Raw genomic sequence first — 13,844 nt, 5'->3', positions numbered from 1 at the left:
GCTCTCTCCTTACTTCACAGCATAGGGCAGCAGCGCGAGAAAGCGGGCGCGTTTGATGGCGCGGGCCAGTTCACGTTGCTTCTTGGCCGAAACGGCGGTGATGCGCGAGGGCACGATCTTACCGCGTTCGCTGATATAGCGCTGCAGCAGGCGAGTGTCCTTGTAGTCGATCTTGGGTGCGTTGTCGCCCGAGAAGGGGCAGACTTTGCGACGGCGGAAAAATGGTTTCGTAGCCATGGGTTATCGTCCTTTCTTCAGGCGTTGATCAGCGACGTTCGCGGCGATCGCCACGTTCTTCGCGTTTCTGCATCTGGACCGAGGGGCCCTCGTCATGCCCGTCGACCTTGATGGTCAGGACGCGCATCACGTCATCATGCAGGCGCATCAGGCGTTCCATTTCCTGAATCGCCTCGGCGGGTGCGTCGGTCTTCAGGAAGGCGTAGTGGCCTTTGCGGTTCTTGTTGATCTTGTACGCCATTGTCTTGACACCCCAATACTCGTTCTCGACGAGTTTGCCGCCATTGTCGGACAGGACGGTGCCAAAATGTTCGATCAGCCCTTCGGCTTGCGCGTTGGACAGGTCCTGACGCGCGATCATTACATGCTCATACAGCGGCATGGTCGCTCCACTTCTATCAAGGCGCATTTCAAAGGCGGGCCATAATCCAATCGCTGCCCGTCCACGAGAGACTGCGCGGTTCAGTATTTTCTTGCGAAAGGATGGGCGCGTATACGACGCTTTGCCCTTATGCGCAAGGACGAAGCGCGCGGTAACTGATATGGCAGAAAATCGTCTTTCTCACGCCCCATTGTGGTCTTTTTTGGCTCCGAAAATAGACGCGGACAAGAGGCGAGGATCAGATCATGGTAGCACTTCCCGACACCCACATGCCCGACACCCCGATCAAACGCGCAGGCGCTCGGCAGGTGATTGAAGGACAGCCCGAGACAAATCCGGTGAAACGTGCCCTGCTGGCGGGATTTGGCGTTGCGGCACTTCTTTCGGCGCTTGGTGTCTGGATTGTGCCCGTCGATCAGGGCGATACGGCAATGCAACTGGTCAAGCTGATCTTTTCGATCCTGATGTTGGTGCTGGGCATGCTGTTTGTCAGCGCGTTGGACCGGCGGCACGCCGAGCCGGAAATTCAGATCGATCCGGCGTCGCGGCAGTTGCGGATTGTCGAGGTGGACAGCCGCGGCGAAGCCTTCGTGTCGGGTGACTACAACCTGGACGAGCTTTCCGACATTACCCTGCGGGACCGCCATCTGACCGCCCGGGATGCCAAAGGTACCCAGGTCGTTTCTGTCGCGGTGTACAGTGCCGCCGCCGAAATGGCGATCCGGAAGATGCTGACCCAGGCGGCTTGAGCCGGTTGGTAAGTGTTCGCTAATCCACACAAGTTGTTGAATAACCGCTAATTGCCTTACCGGCTTGGCAGCTTAACTTTTGCTCTGTTGATGTTTTTGTGACCTTCGATGGAGAAAAATATGAAATCGACCCTGTTTGCAGCGGCGTTGGCGTTTAGCGCGACCGCTGCTTTTGCCGCCCCTGAAAAATACACACTGGATCCCAGCCACAGCCAGGTTGTGTTCACGTATAACCATCTGGGTTATTCCACCACCTACGGCATGTTCTCGGGATTTGAGGGCCAGATCATGTTCGATCAGGAAGACCCCGCGAATTCGAGTGTCAGCGTGTCGATGCCGCTGATGTCGATGTTTACCGGCTGGGAAAAGCGCGAGGCGCATTTCATGGCTGAGGACTTCTTTGATGCATCTGAGGGGGACATGGTGACATTTGTGTCGACTGGCATTGAAGTGACCGGCGAAAATACCGCGAAAATTACCGGCGATTTGGCGATGAACGGTATCACGCAATCAGTGGTTCTGGATGCCAGGCTGAATCAGGCGATGGCACATCCGATGAAAGACGGGCAGCCCTGGGCCGGTTTCGACGCGACGACCACGTTGAAGCGTTCGGATTTCGGTGTCGATAAGTTCGCGCCCTTTGTCAGCGACGAGGTCGAAGTGATGATCTCGATCGAGGCGGGCAAGGACGGCTGACCCCAGGACTATTACCATGAAAGAGCCGCCCGCCGAGAGGTGGGCGGCCTTTGTTTTTTTGAATCAGCGCACCGGAGCCAACGATGGGTCGGGCATTCAAGACCGGCCTTAACAGAGTGTTAGCGCGCGGGCCTTGCCGGATACCTTTCCATAGTGAGTTTGACGTCAATTGGTCGGGCTTTCCAGAGCAAGGGCAAGCAATGCTGGCTGAGGTGAAGACCAGCCCCGGGGACGATTTCGGGTGACGGCCTTCACCACAGAATGCGGGGGCAAGGCATCGCAATCCATTTGGGGCAACGAACGGGCATGACTTTGATAACATTAGATGAAGCCCCAACAGGGCTAAGCACATCGATAACGTCGCTTGAGCGACAACTTAATGACATGAGAACCGACCTGGAGATTCTCCAGGAGAAGATACGGGCGGAGGATCTGGTTGAGTTGAAGAACTCGACCCGTGCGATTTCCGACATCCGTCAATGGTTGAGAATTGCAATTGAAGCGGAGGCTAATCTCAATGAACGAAACAAACGCGAAAAGGGTATCGTCCACGACTACGCCCTCGACTTCGATTCGGCCCGAGCTTCAATCGGGTGCCGCCTGGATCGTCTCAGAAGGGCCCGATGCCCAGGACGAGTTTCTAGATGCACTGGATGACGGTGAACTGCTGGCGCTGCCTTATCTCTTTGAGTTCTGGGCGCTAGAGCATCAACTACCACCAGAGGGCAGTTGGCGCAGTTGGATCATCATGGGCGGACGAGGTGCCGGCAAGACCCGGGCCGGAGCCGAGTGGGTGCGCACCCAGATGGAAGGTGCGCGGCCGCTTGATCCTGGCCCATGCCGGCGCATGGCTCTGGTGGGTGAGACCATTGATCAGGTGCGCGAAGTGATGATATTCGGTGAAAGCGGCATACTGGCCTGTTCACCGCCTGACCGCCGACCGGAATGGCAGGCATTTTCGGCGCATGATCCGGAAGGGCTGCGCGGGCCGCAATTCGACAGTGCCTGGGTGGATGAACTGGCCAAGTGGCGAAAGTCACGCGAGACCTGGGACATGTTGCAATTCGCGTTACGCCTTGGCGACGATCCGCGGGTCTGCATCACCACGACGCCGCGAAACGTGGGCGTTCTGAAAGAGCTGCTGGACAGTCCCACCACGGTAGTGACCAGCGCACCCACCGAGGCCAACCGGGCGTTTCTGGCCGAAAGCTTCCTAGACGAGGTTCGCGCGCGGTATTCCGGCACGCGGCTGGGGCGTCAGGAGCTGGACGGCATCATGATGGAAGAGGCCGAGGGTGCATTGTGGACTTCGAATCTGATCGAGAAGATCCAGATCGATGAGATGCCCGAGGTCGACCGCGTCGTGGTGGCGGTGGATCCGCCGGTGACGGGCAAATCAAGCTCGGATGAATGTGGGATTGTCGTTGTGGGGGCCTGCACCCAAGGGCCGGTACAGGACTGGCGGGCATATGTTCTGGCCGATTGCAGCATCGGTGCTGCAAGTCCCAATACCTGGGCCAATGCGGCGATCAATGCGATGGTCGAATATGGCGCCGACCGGTTGGTGGCCGAGGTCAATCAGGGGGGAGATCTGGTCTCTTCCGTGATCCGACAGGTCGATCCCATGGTGCCGATAAAGGCCGTCCACGCCAGCCGTGGGAAAGTAGCCCGGGCAGAGCCGGTGGCGGCGCTTTACGAGCAGGGACGCATATCCCACCTGAAAGGGCTTGGTGAGCTGGAGGACCAGATGTGCGCAATGACAGCGCAGGGTTTTGAGGGCAAGGGCAGCCCCGACCGGGTGGATGCCCTTGTCTGGGCGCTGACCGAGCTGATGATCGAACCTGCCGCAAAATGGCGGCGACCGCAGGTCCGGGCGATCTAAAGTTCAGGGACATGGAAGTTATCAGAAAGGGCTCCTTGGGGCCCTTTCTTGCGTCTGGTCATCCGGTTCTTCTGCCGGGATATCTATAGAATCTGCCCCAGGAATTCCTGGGTTCTCGGGTCGCTTGCTTCATCGAAGAAGGTGGCAGGAGGGCCATGTTCGACGATGACACCGCGATCGGTGAAATAGATATGGTCCGCAACCTCGCGGGCAAATCCCATCTCGTGGGTCACAAGAATGCAGGTCATGCCTTCGGCGGCAAGATCCTTGATCGTGACCAGAACCTCTTTGACCGTTTCGGGGTCGAGCGCGGCGGTAACCTCGTCAAACAGCATCACATCGGGGTTCATCGCCAGCGACCGGGCGATAGCCACCCGTTGCTGCTGGCCGCCTGACAACTCACCGGGGTAGCTGTCTTCTTTGCCTTCCAGCCTGACCTTTTTCATCAGGGCACGGGCTCGGGCCTCCACATCGGCCTTGTTCTGTCGCAGCACCTTGACGGGTGCCATCATTACATTTTCAAGCGCCGTCTTATGCGGAAAGAGGTTATATTGCTGAAACACCATGCCGACCTTCCTGCGTAGTGCCAGCTTGTCGAGGTCAGGTGTATGCACTTCCTGCCCCTCTACGGTGATCGACCCGCCCTGAATGTCGTTTAGCCCGTTTATGCAGCGAATGAGTGTGGATTTACCCGAGCCTGACGGGCCGATGATACAGATCACCTCGCCCTTCATCACATCCAGCGAAACCCCTTTGAGCACCTCGAGCGTGCCGAAGGATTTGTGCACTTTCTTGATGGAAACGATCGGTTGGTCAGCAGTCCAGGTCATAGTTTCACCGCGAATTTACGCTCAAGCCGCATGGTCAGGCGAGCAATGGGATAACAATAGGCAAAGAAAAGCAGCAGCGCGAAGCCGAAGAACGGGACTAGCAATTCGGGATGGTTGTCTTCGGATTCCATCGCCTGACGGCTGAGGGTGATCAGTTCTTCGATGCCCAGCAGGCTGCACAGTGGCGTGGCCATTGTCAGGATCGCATACCAGTTCATCCAGGGAGGCAGCATGCGTTTGTAACATTGCGGCAGGATGATCTGCCACAGGATCTGGCGGCGGGTAAAGGCCAGGCTTTCGGCCGCCTCCCACTGTGCCGTCGGAACCGATTGCACCGCGCCGCGTACCACCTCGGAGATATTGGCCATCACCGGCAGGCTGAGGCCGATGACGCCCTTGATCCAGTCCGGAATACGTATCACGCCGCCGAAGGCCCTTATCTCGAACGGAAAGGCCAGCAGGACGATAAAGAGAAGCACCAGCCAGGGCGAATTCCGGAAAAGCTGGGTGACGAACCATGACCCGGCCCGCACCGGCCGCAGCAATGAGATTTGCGCCAGCCCCAAAGCGGCCCCGGCCAGCGTGCCGATAGTCATCGCCAGCACCGAGATCAGCACATTAAAGAAAAAACCTGATTTCAGCAGGAACGGCATCCAGCGCCACAGAGCATCAAACGCCTCTGCTGTGCTGAAGTTGCTTTGCGCATAGGCAATCTGCGGGTAGACAACCATTGCCATCATTAGTGCGAAAGGCGTCCACCACGGTAATGCCGCCATCCAGCGGGTAAAGAGGAACCCGTCAGGCACATGTGCGGCCACATCGAAGGGTTTGAGCACCGCCATATCGCTGCGGGCAGGGGAATTGATGCCAGCAATACGTTTCATGTGCCATACCCCAGAATTTTCATGCTGCGTTCCCAGCGGCTCATCCCGAAGACGAGAATACCCACCAGCAGGATATAGGTGACGAACAACATCAGCATGGTCGGGTATTGCGCCGACGGGTAATCATTCCAGATCGATACCGAGTGATAGAGTAGCTCTGGCACGGCGATGGCATAAGCCTGCGTGGTTGTCTTGACCAGATTGACCAGATTGTTGTTGAGCGCGGGCAGACAGACCCGGAAGGCCAGAGGCAGCACCACGTAGAGATATGTCTGCAGCCGGTTGAAGCCGAGCGATTCCGATGCCTCGACGGTGGATTCGGGCACGGCTTCGATCCCGGCGCGGAAAATCTCGACATTGAACGCCCCGGCAAAAAAGCTGAGCGAGATGACCGCCCAGCCCACATTCGAGATGATCGGCTCGACCGTCCATCCGTCTTCTCCGGCGACGACGGGGGTGAACTGACCCAATGCAAAGTAGAAGAACAATAGTTGCACAAGCGGCGGTGTGTTGCGGAAGAACTGGATATAGCCCTGCACGATGGCGCGGGTCACGGCCGAGCGCGCGCCTTGCATCCACGCGCCTACGAGGCCGATCACAACCGAGAAGATCAGGCACAGCACGCTGAGCTTGATCGTCATCCACAGTCCGGCCAACACCTTGCCCTGCTGGCGGTCTTCATACATCCAGATGAAATTCCAGCGCGGATAGTCCGCCGCCAGCTCGCGAAAGAAATCTTCCATTCAGCCGTCCCGTAAGGTTTGCGCCCGCCCGACGATGGGAGGGCGCTTTGACGTGGACAGGATTATTTGAGCCAGTCGCTGTAGCGCTCATTTTCCTTTGCAAGATAGGCCGTGGGCTTGATCCCCCATTTCGCCTCAAGCTCGATCAGCGTGCCGTCGCGGTGCCAGTTATACTGCAAGCCGGACATGAAGTTGCCGAAGACGCAGTTCACTTCGGCCAAAGGTACCGCCAAGCCCCAGGGGTTGTCATCTTCGGACGCCAGCGGCATCTCGAAATCTTCCCAGTTGCCAGAGCTGAGGTCCGACCCGATGGAACTGTCATCATAGACCCAGGCCACGCATTTCTTGTCGCGCAGGGCCTGCTTGGCTTCGGCATTACCCGTGAAGGCCACGATTTCCACGCCATACCGCTCTTCGACGATCTGGTTGTAGAAGGCGCCTTGCTTGCCGCAAACTTTCTTGCCGCCCAGATCTTCCCACTTGCTGAATTCAAGCGCCTTGGGCGCCATCACATTGGTGCCCGAGGTGTAATAGTTCGGCCCCGGAATACCGACGATTTCGCGGCGGTCCGCACGGTCGGACATCGTGGCGATCATCATATCGATCTTGCCCTGCTCCAGGAACTGCATCCGGTTTGACGATTGAACCGGCACCAATTCGACCTCGACACCCATCTTGGCGGCGACGTCATTGGCCATGTCGATTTCCATGCCCACGAGATTGCCGTTTTCGTCGCGGAACCCCCAAGGCTTGTAATCAGCCTTGACGCCGATCACGACCTTGCCGCGCTCCATCACCTTGTTCCAGACGTCATTGGTGCATTGCGCGCTGACGCTGCCCGCGGCCATTGCCGCAAGGGCCAAACCACTGACCGTTGAATTAATAAGCTTTTTCATTCCTTTACACTCCCTTTGTTCTGGCGGGTTTGTCCTGCCAGTATTCTCCTAATCTGTGATTTTGCCGTTCGACTGCGGCAATGCGTTGCTGCGCCTCGTTTCCCTTCATCTGAATGACCATACCGATAATCGCCTCGAAAAAAACCATTGCGGCGACATGGGAGGGGAAAAATTGCGGACTTTCCGTCCCGATATAGAAGCAATGGCGCGCGTGTTCGGCGACTGGCGACAGGGGGTTGTCGGTCAGTGTCAGCAGCGGTACGCCCTGTTCAGTCACATTCCGGGCAAGATCGACGGCTTGCGCGGCATAGGGCTCGATGCTGAACACGATGGCGACATCCCGTTCGTTCAGGTCGGCAAGATCGCTGGCCAGCCCATGACCGCTGCGCCCCGGTATCCGCCAACCCGGCAGAGACATGTTGGCCAGATACATGGCGTAGTCCATGATTGGCCGGGCGCTCATGACACCAAGCAGAGCCACGCGTCGCGCCCGCGAAAGCATCTGGGCGGCGGCGTCGAGCGTGGTTGGATCGAGGCTGGCGATCAGCGCCTCGGTGTTGCGAATGGTCGCAGCGGCATGGCGCACGGTGAAACCCGCGTCTTCCTTGTTGGTATCGACGAGTTTGCGCGCTTTTTCCGCCAGCACGGTGCGGTTTTGCAAAACCTCGATCCGGCAGGTTTCGCGCAGACCGTCATAGCTTTCATAGCCGATGGCATGGGCCAGCCGGGTGAAGGTGGGTGCGGGCAGTTTGGCGGTATCGGCAACAAAACGCTGTGACCGGGTCGCGATTTCATCCGGGTGTTCGACGACATACCGCGCAGCCTTGCGCAATTGCGGGCTGAGCGTCTGGAGTTTGCCCGGTGTCAGTTCTTTCAGCTTCGACTGAGACACGGCGCGGGCAGGTTTGTTGCATTCATTTCAATCATGGGTATGAATGAAACATACGATACAAGAATCGTCAAGCCGAGGCTGCCATGTCCCAACCCGCTCCACCCGACCATGCCAGCGTTGTCGTGATTGGCGGCGGGATCATGGGGTGTTCGACGCTCTATCACCTCGCCAAGATGGGGGTGGGGGATGCGGTGCTGCTGGAGCGCAATCGCCTGACTTCGGGCACAACCTGGCATTCGGCAGCGCAGGTCCGAGCGCTGCGGCATTCGCGCAACCTGACCCGGATGATCCAGTATTCGGTCGATCTCTATAGTCAACTGGAAAGGGAAACCGGCCAATCCGTGGGCTGGATTCAGAAGGGCTCATTATCGATCGCCACCAATCCCGACCGGCTGATCCATATCAAGCGGCAGGAGGCTTTGGCCCATGCCTACGGGATTGATGCCACGTCGGTTACTGCGGCAGAAGCAAAAGAACGCTGGCCGTTGATGAATGCCAATGACGTGCTGGGCGCGGTGTGGTCGCCGGATGACGGACGGGTGTCGCCCAGTGATGTTTGTGCCGCGCTGGTCAAGGCGGCCAGAGGTCTGGGTGCAGGGATTTTCGAACAGATTGGTGTGACTGGAATACTCACGGAAAACGGGCGCATCAGAGGCGTGGAAACGACACAAGGTACGGTGATGTGCGACGCGATCGCGCTCTGTTCGGGTCTCTGGTCGCGTGAACTGGGCGCGATGACAGGCGCCGAAGTGCCTGCACTGGCCTGCGAACATTTCTATCTGCTGACCAAGCCGATTGACGGCATTACCGGTAACATGCCCACGCTCAGCGACCATGACAGCCACCTCTATATCCGCGATGACAGCGGCGGGCTGTTGGTCGGGTGTTTCGAGCCGATGGGCAAACCAATCGCACCGGGTGTTCTGGATGAGGGTTTTGAATTCGGCCTCTTACCCGAGGATTGGGATCATTTCGAACCGATGATGGAGCTGGCGCTGCACCGCCTGCCACCGCTGGAGACGGCGGAGGTCAAGATGCTTCTGAACGGGCCGGAAAGTTTCACCCCGGATGGTACGTTCATGCTGGGGGAGGTTGCCGAAACCCGTGGGCTGTTCCTGGGGTGCGGGATGAATTCGGTCGGCATGGCCTCGGGCGGCGGGGCAGGGATGAACCTGGCCCATTGCATCGTGTATGGTCACACCGCCTATGATCTGACCGAAGCTGACGCCAAGCGTTTTGCGCCGGTCTTTAACAATATCGACCACCTGATGGCCCGCGCGCCCGAGATACTGGGCACGCATTATGATATCGCCTACCCCGGCAAGCAGCTAAAGACGGCACGTAACCTGCGAACCCTGCCGCTGGATCAGGAATATCGTCAGGCAGGCGCGCATATGGGCCAGTTCTATGGCTGGGAGCGGCCGCTTTATTTCAGCAAGATAGCTGAACCTCAATTGCGCTTTGACCGACCAGATTGGTTTGAAAACGTTCAGGCCGAGGTGGCGGCGGCAAGCCGGCACGCTGCTGTTTTCGACGCCTCTTCCTTTGGCAAGATTGAGGTGACGGGGCCGGACGCCGAAGCGTTCCTGCTGAAGACCTGCGCCAGTCATATGAATCGCGGGCCGGGGTCGGTCATCTACTCCGCGGTGCTGAACGATCGCGGCACATTTGAAAGCGATCTGACAGCGCAGCGGATTGCGCAGGATCACTATCGCCTGTTCACCGGGACAAATGCGATCAAGCGCGACCTGGCCTGGTTTCGAAGCCATGCCGAGGAGTTTGAGGTGGCGCTGGAAGACAGCACCGAGAAATATGCCGTGCTTGGCCTGATGGGTCCGGATGCGGCGCGGATCGCATCGGAGCTGGGGGCTACCGAGTTGAATGAGCTGACATATTTCCAGCACAGGACCGTACAGCTCGCTGGTGTGCAAGCGCGGGCGGCGCGCATGTCCTATGTGGGCGAGGCGGGGTGGGAGATCACCTGCAAGGCCCGGGATACCAAGGCGATCTATGCCGCGCTCACCCGGGCCGGTGCATCCGCCGCCGGCCTTTATGCGCAGACCTCCATGCGGATCGAGAAGGGTTTCTGCGCCATGGGTCACGAGCTTGACAGCGATATCTCGCCGCCCGAGGCCGGGCTGTCTTTTGCTACGCGCAAATCCGGCGGATTTATCGGCTTTGAGGCCTTGCAGGAGCGGGCAGCCTCCGGTGTCATCCGGAAAATCGTCTCGCTCTGCTTTGATGAGATATCCGTAACGCCTATCGGTCATGAGCCAATTTATCTGAACAGTAGGATAATCGGCCAGACCTCTTCATGCGCGTTTGGCTATCGGGTCGGCAGGCCCGTCGCACTGGGGAGCGTTTCCGAACCGCTCAGGGACGGGATGCGGGTTGAGGCTAACATTGCCGGGATGATGCATGGCGCCACGATCACCAACGGCCCGCTCTATGATCCCGATGGACGTTTGATGCGCGGATGAAAGAGGTGCCATCATTGACTGCCCGGCGAAACGCTGCCTCGGGTAGAGCGGAGCGCGGCAGATCGTCAACGCATGAACGACTATTGGACCGATAGGAAAACCTGACCCGTGCCCTTATCTGAAACACTGAGGCTTCTGGCCTGGAACGTCAGGCATCGGTCTTTCGGTATACATGCAGGCGGTGTGTGACCGTCTCGGCGCCATAGGGCATGGAGCGGTAGCTGTCGCTGGTCCAGACCTCGTGCCAGGCTCCGGACTGGATTAGTGCTGAAACGCGGGTAGGGTATTCGGGGTCCTGGCCCCGATCATCACGCAGGCTGAACACGATGGGCGCACCGGGGCGGGCCACGCGGATTAACCCGTCGAAGCTTTCGGGTGGGGCATGGTTCGGCGTGATCGTCCCAATACAAAGAACCGCCCCCATGCTGTTATCAGGCAGGTCCAATTGAGGGCCCAAGGCACCCTGGTGCAGTTCGGCATAGATGCCTTTTTGCCGCGCGACATTCAGCATCCCCTCGGAAAGGTCCAGCCCGATCAGTGGGCCGTAGCCCAAAAGCGCCAGCACCTCGGCCTGAATGCCGCCGCCGCAGCCTGCGTCCAGAATAGGGCCGGTATCAGGTGGGACAAAACGCGCAAAGACCCCGGCGGCAAGGGCGGGCAGGCGATATCCCATCGCGCAGAGGTCGCGTTCGTAGCTGTCGGCCCATGTGTCATAGCTGGCCTGCTGTTCCTCGGGGCTTGAGGCGGCATAGGATTTGAGAACCTTGTTGTCGCTCATGCTTTCAGCCTTTCATTTTTGGCGTCCCAGGGAGCATCGGGCAGCACCTTTGCCTTGATCCGCCTGCCGAGTATGTTCACCTCCAGCACGGTTCCGGGCTCTCGCGCGCCCTCGGTCAAAAAGGCGATGGCGAGGGAGCGTCCGATCGTGTGCCCATAGGCCGCCGAGGTGACCGACCCCACAAGTTTATCAGCTTGGAACACGGCCTCTCCAGTCAGGGCGTCGGTTTCTTCGCCCTCCAGAGCCAGCAGGGCAATGCGTTTGCGCGGGCGGCGGACCAGCATGCCGTCGCGGCCCACGAAATTCTTGTCTGTCGCGGCAAACCGCTCCTGCGCGACATCCTTGTGGCTTGCGTCATTGGCCAGTTCATGTCCGCCGCGATAGAACTTTTCCAGCCGCAGACTATCCAGCGCCTTTGAACCAAATGCCGCGATTCCATGCGGTTGCCCCGCCTCCCACAGCGTATCCCACAGCGCGCCCAGATGTTCATTTGGCGCGTGCAGCTCGTATGCCAGCTCGCCGGTAAAACTGAGCCGCAGGGCCAGCAGCGGCACACCTGACACCGTCAGCGCCGCACAGCTCAGCCAGCGCAACGCCGTGTCAGAGACATCATCAGCTGTACAATCGCTTAATACCTCGCGTGCCTTTGGCCCGGCGAGGCACAGAATGCCGATCTCGTCAGTGGCATTTGTCATCGTGACCGCGTCCATCGGCACGCCGCAGTGCAGGGTCAGCCAGTCCCAGACCCGCCGCTCAGATGGGGCGCCGGTGACGAAATAGAAACTCTCGGGACCGGTGCGGGCAATCGTCGCCTCGCCTTCGATTGTGCCCTTGCGGTTCAGTAGCAGCGTGAGGCAGGTACGTCCCACCGGTGGCATCCGGTTGGCACAGACGGCGTTGAGCCAGCCCTCGGCCCCCGGTCCGTCGATACGAAATTTGGCAAAGGCGGAAAGATCGGCCAAACTGACATGCTGCCGCACGGCGCGGCACTCGGCGGCGACCTGATCAAAGGCGGATGTGCGCCGCCACCCCAGTGGTTCTTGCGCATAAAGGCGCGGGCGTTCCCATCCTCCGGCCTCTTCGAATGTTGCGCCTAGGGCCGTCGTGCGGCCATGCGCGCCAGAGGTTTTGATCCCCCGGCAACTTTCACGCTGATGCTGTGGATAGGGCATAGCTTGCCGCAGCGTGTAATCCTCTGTCGCACGCGATTTGGCATAATCCGCATCGGCCCAAAAACCAAAGCGGCGCGGATCAAAGGCGCGGGTGGAGATTTCGGCAGAGCCGTCGATCATCCATTGTGCCAGCGCGCGGCCCGCGCCCGGGCCCCAGGCAATGCCCACGGTTGCGCCGCAGGCGAGCCAGTAATTTCGCAAACCCGGCGCGGGCCCCAGCATCATCGCGCCGTCCGGCGTATAGGTGATGCCGCCATTCACAACCCGTTTGATGCCGCGTTGCGTCAGCGCGGGCATCCGTTCGAAACAGTTCTCGAGCCAGGGCGTGATCCCGTCCCAGTTGGGGTCGAAAAGCTCATTGCAGCTGTCCCACGGGCAACCCTCCAGCCAGACAGCTTGCGGGTCCTGTTTGTCATAGAGACCGATGAGCACCGATCCCTGCTCGCGACGGACATAGCCACAGAAGTAATCATCGCGGGTGACCGGAATTTCATGCTCCATGCCGTCGAATTCGGGTACGGCATCGGTGACAACGTAATGGTGCAGCATCGTCGTGATTGGCAGGTCCAGCCCGGCCATCGCCCCAAGCTGCCGGGCATGATAGCCGCCCGCGTTGACCACATGCTCGGTGATGATCGTGCCTTGCTCGGTCACCACCTCCCACTCGCCCGACGCTAGCTGCCGCGTATTCGTAACGCGACAATTGCGGATCACTTTGGCCCCCAGTTGCCGCGCGCCTTTGGCCATCGCCTGGCAGGTGCCGGAGGGGTCCACATGGCCATCGTCGGTGGTGCGGATCGCGCCCAGAACACCGGCCGCCTTGACGTCGTAAAGCGGGTTCAGGCGGGCCACTTCGGCGGCGTCGATGATTTCGGCCGCCTGTCCTCGGGCCAGAACGGCATCGCGAATGTGGTTGATCCAGTCCATATGCTCGGGGCTGGTCGCTACCCTGAGCGAGCCGCACCCGTGCCAGCTGACGCCTACTTCGGTCTCGGCCTCGATCCGTTTGTAAAGATCAACGGCGTAGTCATGCATCGTACCCAGGGCCTGCCCGCCAATCATCCGGCTGACCAGACCGGCGGCGTGCCAGGTGGCGCCGCTGGTCAGCTCGGCCTTTTCGATCAGCACACAATCGGTCCAGCGCATATGGGCGAGGTGATAGAGTACCCCGGCCCCCATGTTGCCACCCCCGATGACGACGACGCGCGCGTGGCTTTGCATGG

Annotated in this window: 13 protein-coding genes; 4 read left to right on the top strand and 9 right to left on the bottom strand. The window is 59.4% G+C overall.

Annotated elements, in window-relative coordinates:
- Window positions 1–9: 9 nt before the first annotated feature.
- Both rpsR and rpsF read right to left on the bottom strand, forming a co-directional pair.
- Entirely contained in the window at window positions 10–237 is a 228-nt protein-coding gene (gene rpsR, locus LC334_RS16685) for a 30S ribosomal protein S18 (RefSeq protein ID WP_013961325.1), read from the bottom strand.
- Between the two features lie 28 nt (window positions 238–265).
- A complete protein-coding gene (rpsF, locus tag LC334_RS16680; protein ID WP_085799739.1) occupies window positions 266–619 on the bottom strand; it encodes a 30S ribosomal protein S6 in 354 nt (117 codons plus the stop codon).
- 245 nt (window positions 620–864) lie between these two features.
- Between rpsF and LC334_RS16675 the strand changes: the two genes are divergently transcribed.
- The 3 genes from LC334_RS16675 to LC334_RS16665 all read left to right on the top strand — a co-directional run bounded on the left by LC334_RS16675 (window position 865) and on the right by LC334_RS16665 (window position 3,946).
- A complete protein-coding gene (locus LC334_RS16675) occupies window positions 865–1,368 on the top strand; it encodes a hypothetical protein (RefSeq protein WP_139836335.1) in 504 nt (167 codons plus the stop codon).
- 120 nt (window positions 1,369–1,488) lie between these two features.
- Window positions 1,489–2,064: a YceI family protein gene (locus LC334_RS16670; RefSeq protein ID WP_085799805.1), complete on the top strand. Its 576-nt coding sequence runs from the start codon at window positions 1,489–1,491 to the stop codon at window positions 2,062–2,064.
- Between the two features lie 517 nt (window positions 2,065–2,581).
- Window positions 2,582–3,946, top strand: a complete 1,365-nt coding sequence (locus tag LC334_RS16665; RefSeq protein ID WP_085799737.1) for a DNA-packaging protein — start codon at window positions 2,582–2,584, stop codon at window positions 3,944–3,946.
- An 83-nt stretch (window positions 3,947–4,029) separates the two neighbouring features.
- Here LC334_RS16665 and LC334_RS16660 read toward each other — a convergent pair whose 3' ends face one another.
- The 5 genes from LC334_RS16660 to LC334_RS23205 form a co-directional block, all read right to left on the bottom strand.
- Window positions 4,030–4,776 carry an amino acid ABC transporter ATP-binding protein gene (locus LC334_RS16660; protein ID WP_085799736.1) on the bottom strand — a complete coding sequence of 249 codons (747 nt, stop codon included), beginning with the start codon at window positions 4,774–4,776 and terminating at the stop codon, window positions 4,030–4,032.
- Window positions 4,773–5,660, bottom strand: coding sequence for an amino acid ABC transporter permease (locus tag LC334_RS16655; protein ID WP_085799735.1), 888 nt, complete (start codon window positions 5,658–5,660; stop codon window positions 4,773–4,775). The genes LC334_RS16660 and LC334_RS16655 overlap by 4 nt, the downstream gene beginning before the upstream one ends.
- Entirely contained in the window at window positions 5,657–6,403 is a 747-nt protein-coding gene (locus tag LC334_RS16650) for an amino acid ABC transporter permease (protein WP_085799734.1), read from the bottom strand. Before LC334_RS16650 ends, LC334_RS16655 begins: the two co-directional genes overlap by 4 nt.
- Window positions 6,404–6,465: 62 nt before the next feature.
- Window positions 6,466–7,299: a transporter substrate-binding domain-containing protein gene (locus tag LC334_RS16645; protein ID WP_085799733.1), complete on the bottom strand. Its 834-nt coding sequence runs from the start codon at window positions 7,297–7,299 to the stop codon at window positions 6,466–6,468.
- 4 nt (window positions 7,300–7,303) lie between these two features.
- Window positions 7,304–8,191, bottom strand: coding sequence for a MurR/RpiR family transcriptional regulator (locus tag LC334_RS23205; RefSeq protein WP_085799732.1), 888 nt, complete (start codon window positions 8,189–8,191; stop codon window positions 7,304–7,306).
- An 83-nt stretch (window positions 8,192–8,274) separates the two neighbouring features.
- On the opposite strand from LC334_RS23205, the gene LC334_RS16635 reads away from it, so the two are divergent.
- On the top strand, window positions 8,275–10,671 hold the full coding sequence (locus LC334_RS16635; RefSeq protein WP_085799731.1) for a GcvT family protein: 2,397 nt from the start codon (window positions 8,275–8,277) through the stop codon (window positions 10,669–10,671).
- A gap of 148 nt (window positions 10,672–10,819) precedes the next feature.
- Here LC334_RS16635 and LC334_RS16630 read toward each other — a convergent pair whose 3' ends face one another.
- On the bottom strand, window positions 10,820–11,449 hold the full coding sequence (locus LC334_RS16630; protein ID WP_085799730.1) for a class I SAM-dependent DNA methyltransferase: 630 nt from the start codon (window positions 11,447–11,449) through the stop codon (window positions 10,820–10,822).
- Window positions 11,446–13,842, bottom strand: a complete 2,397-nt coding sequence (locus LC334_RS16625) for a GcvT family protein (protein WP_085799729.1) — start codon at window positions 13,840–13,842, stop codon at window positions 11,446–11,448. Before LC334_RS16625 ends, LC334_RS16630 begins: the two co-directional genes overlap by 4 nt.
- Between the last annotated feature and the right edge of the window lie 2 nt (window positions 13,843–13,844).

Source organism: Roseovarius aestuarii (assembly GCF_019966515.1).
In the GTDB taxonomy this organism is placed as follows: domain Bacteria; phylum Pseudomonadota; class Alphaproteobacteria; order Rhodobacterales; family Rhodobacteraceae; genus Roseovarius; species Roseovarius aestuarii.
Note: the sequence above shows the minus strand (reverse complement) of the source record. Positions and strands in the feature narration are given on the sequence as shown.

Bases quoted from the DNA above. Each gene is read 5' to 3' on its own strand.
- LC334_RS16670 (WP_085799805.1), top strand. From the start codon at position 1,489: ATGAAATCGACCCTGTTTGCAGCGGCGTTGGCGTTTAGCGCGACCGCT.
- LC334_RS16675 (WP_139836335.1), top strand. From the start codon at position 865: ATGGTAGCACTTCCCGACACCCACATGCCCGACACCCCGATCAAACGC.
- LC334_RS16630 (WP_085799730.1), bottom strand. From the start codon at position 11,449: ATGAGCGACAACAAGGTTCTCAAATCCTATGCCGCCTCAAGCCCCGAG.
- LC334_RS16650 (WP_085799734.1), bottom strand. From the start codon at position 6,403: ATGGAAGATTTCTTTCGCGAGCTGGCGGCGGACTATCCGCGCTGGAAT.
- LC334_RS16655 (WP_085799735.1), bottom strand. From the start codon at position 5,660: ATGAAACGTATTGCTGGCATCAATTCCCCTGCCCGCAGCGATATGGCG.
- LC334_RS16665 (WP_085799737.1), top strand. From the start codon at position 2,582: ATGAACGAAACAAACGCGAAAAGGGTATCGTCCACGACTACGCCCTCG.
- LC334_RS16660 (WP_085799736.1), bottom strand. From the start codon at position 4,776: ATGACCTGGACTGCTGACCAACCGATCGTTTCCATCAAGAAAGTGCAC.
- LC334_RS16645 (WP_085799733.1), bottom strand. From the start codon at position 7,299: ATGAAAAAGCTTATTAATTCAACGGTCAGTGGTTTGGCCCTTGCGGCA.
- LC334_RS16625 (WP_085799729.1), bottom strand. From the start codon at position 13,842: ATGCAAAGCCACGCGCGCGTCGTCGTCATCGGGGGTGGCAACATGGGG.
- rpsR (WP_013961325.1), bottom strand. From the start codon at position 237: ATGGCTACGAAACCATTTTTCCGCCGTCGCAAAGTCTGCCCCTTCTCG.
- LC334_RS16635 (WP_085799731.1), top strand. From the start codon at position 8,275: ATGTCCCAACCCGCTCCACCCGACCATGCCAGCGTTGTCGTGATTGGC.
- rpsF (WP_085799739.1), bottom strand. From the start codon at position 619: ATGCCGCTGTATGAGCATGTAATGATCGCGCGTCAGGACCTGTCCAAC.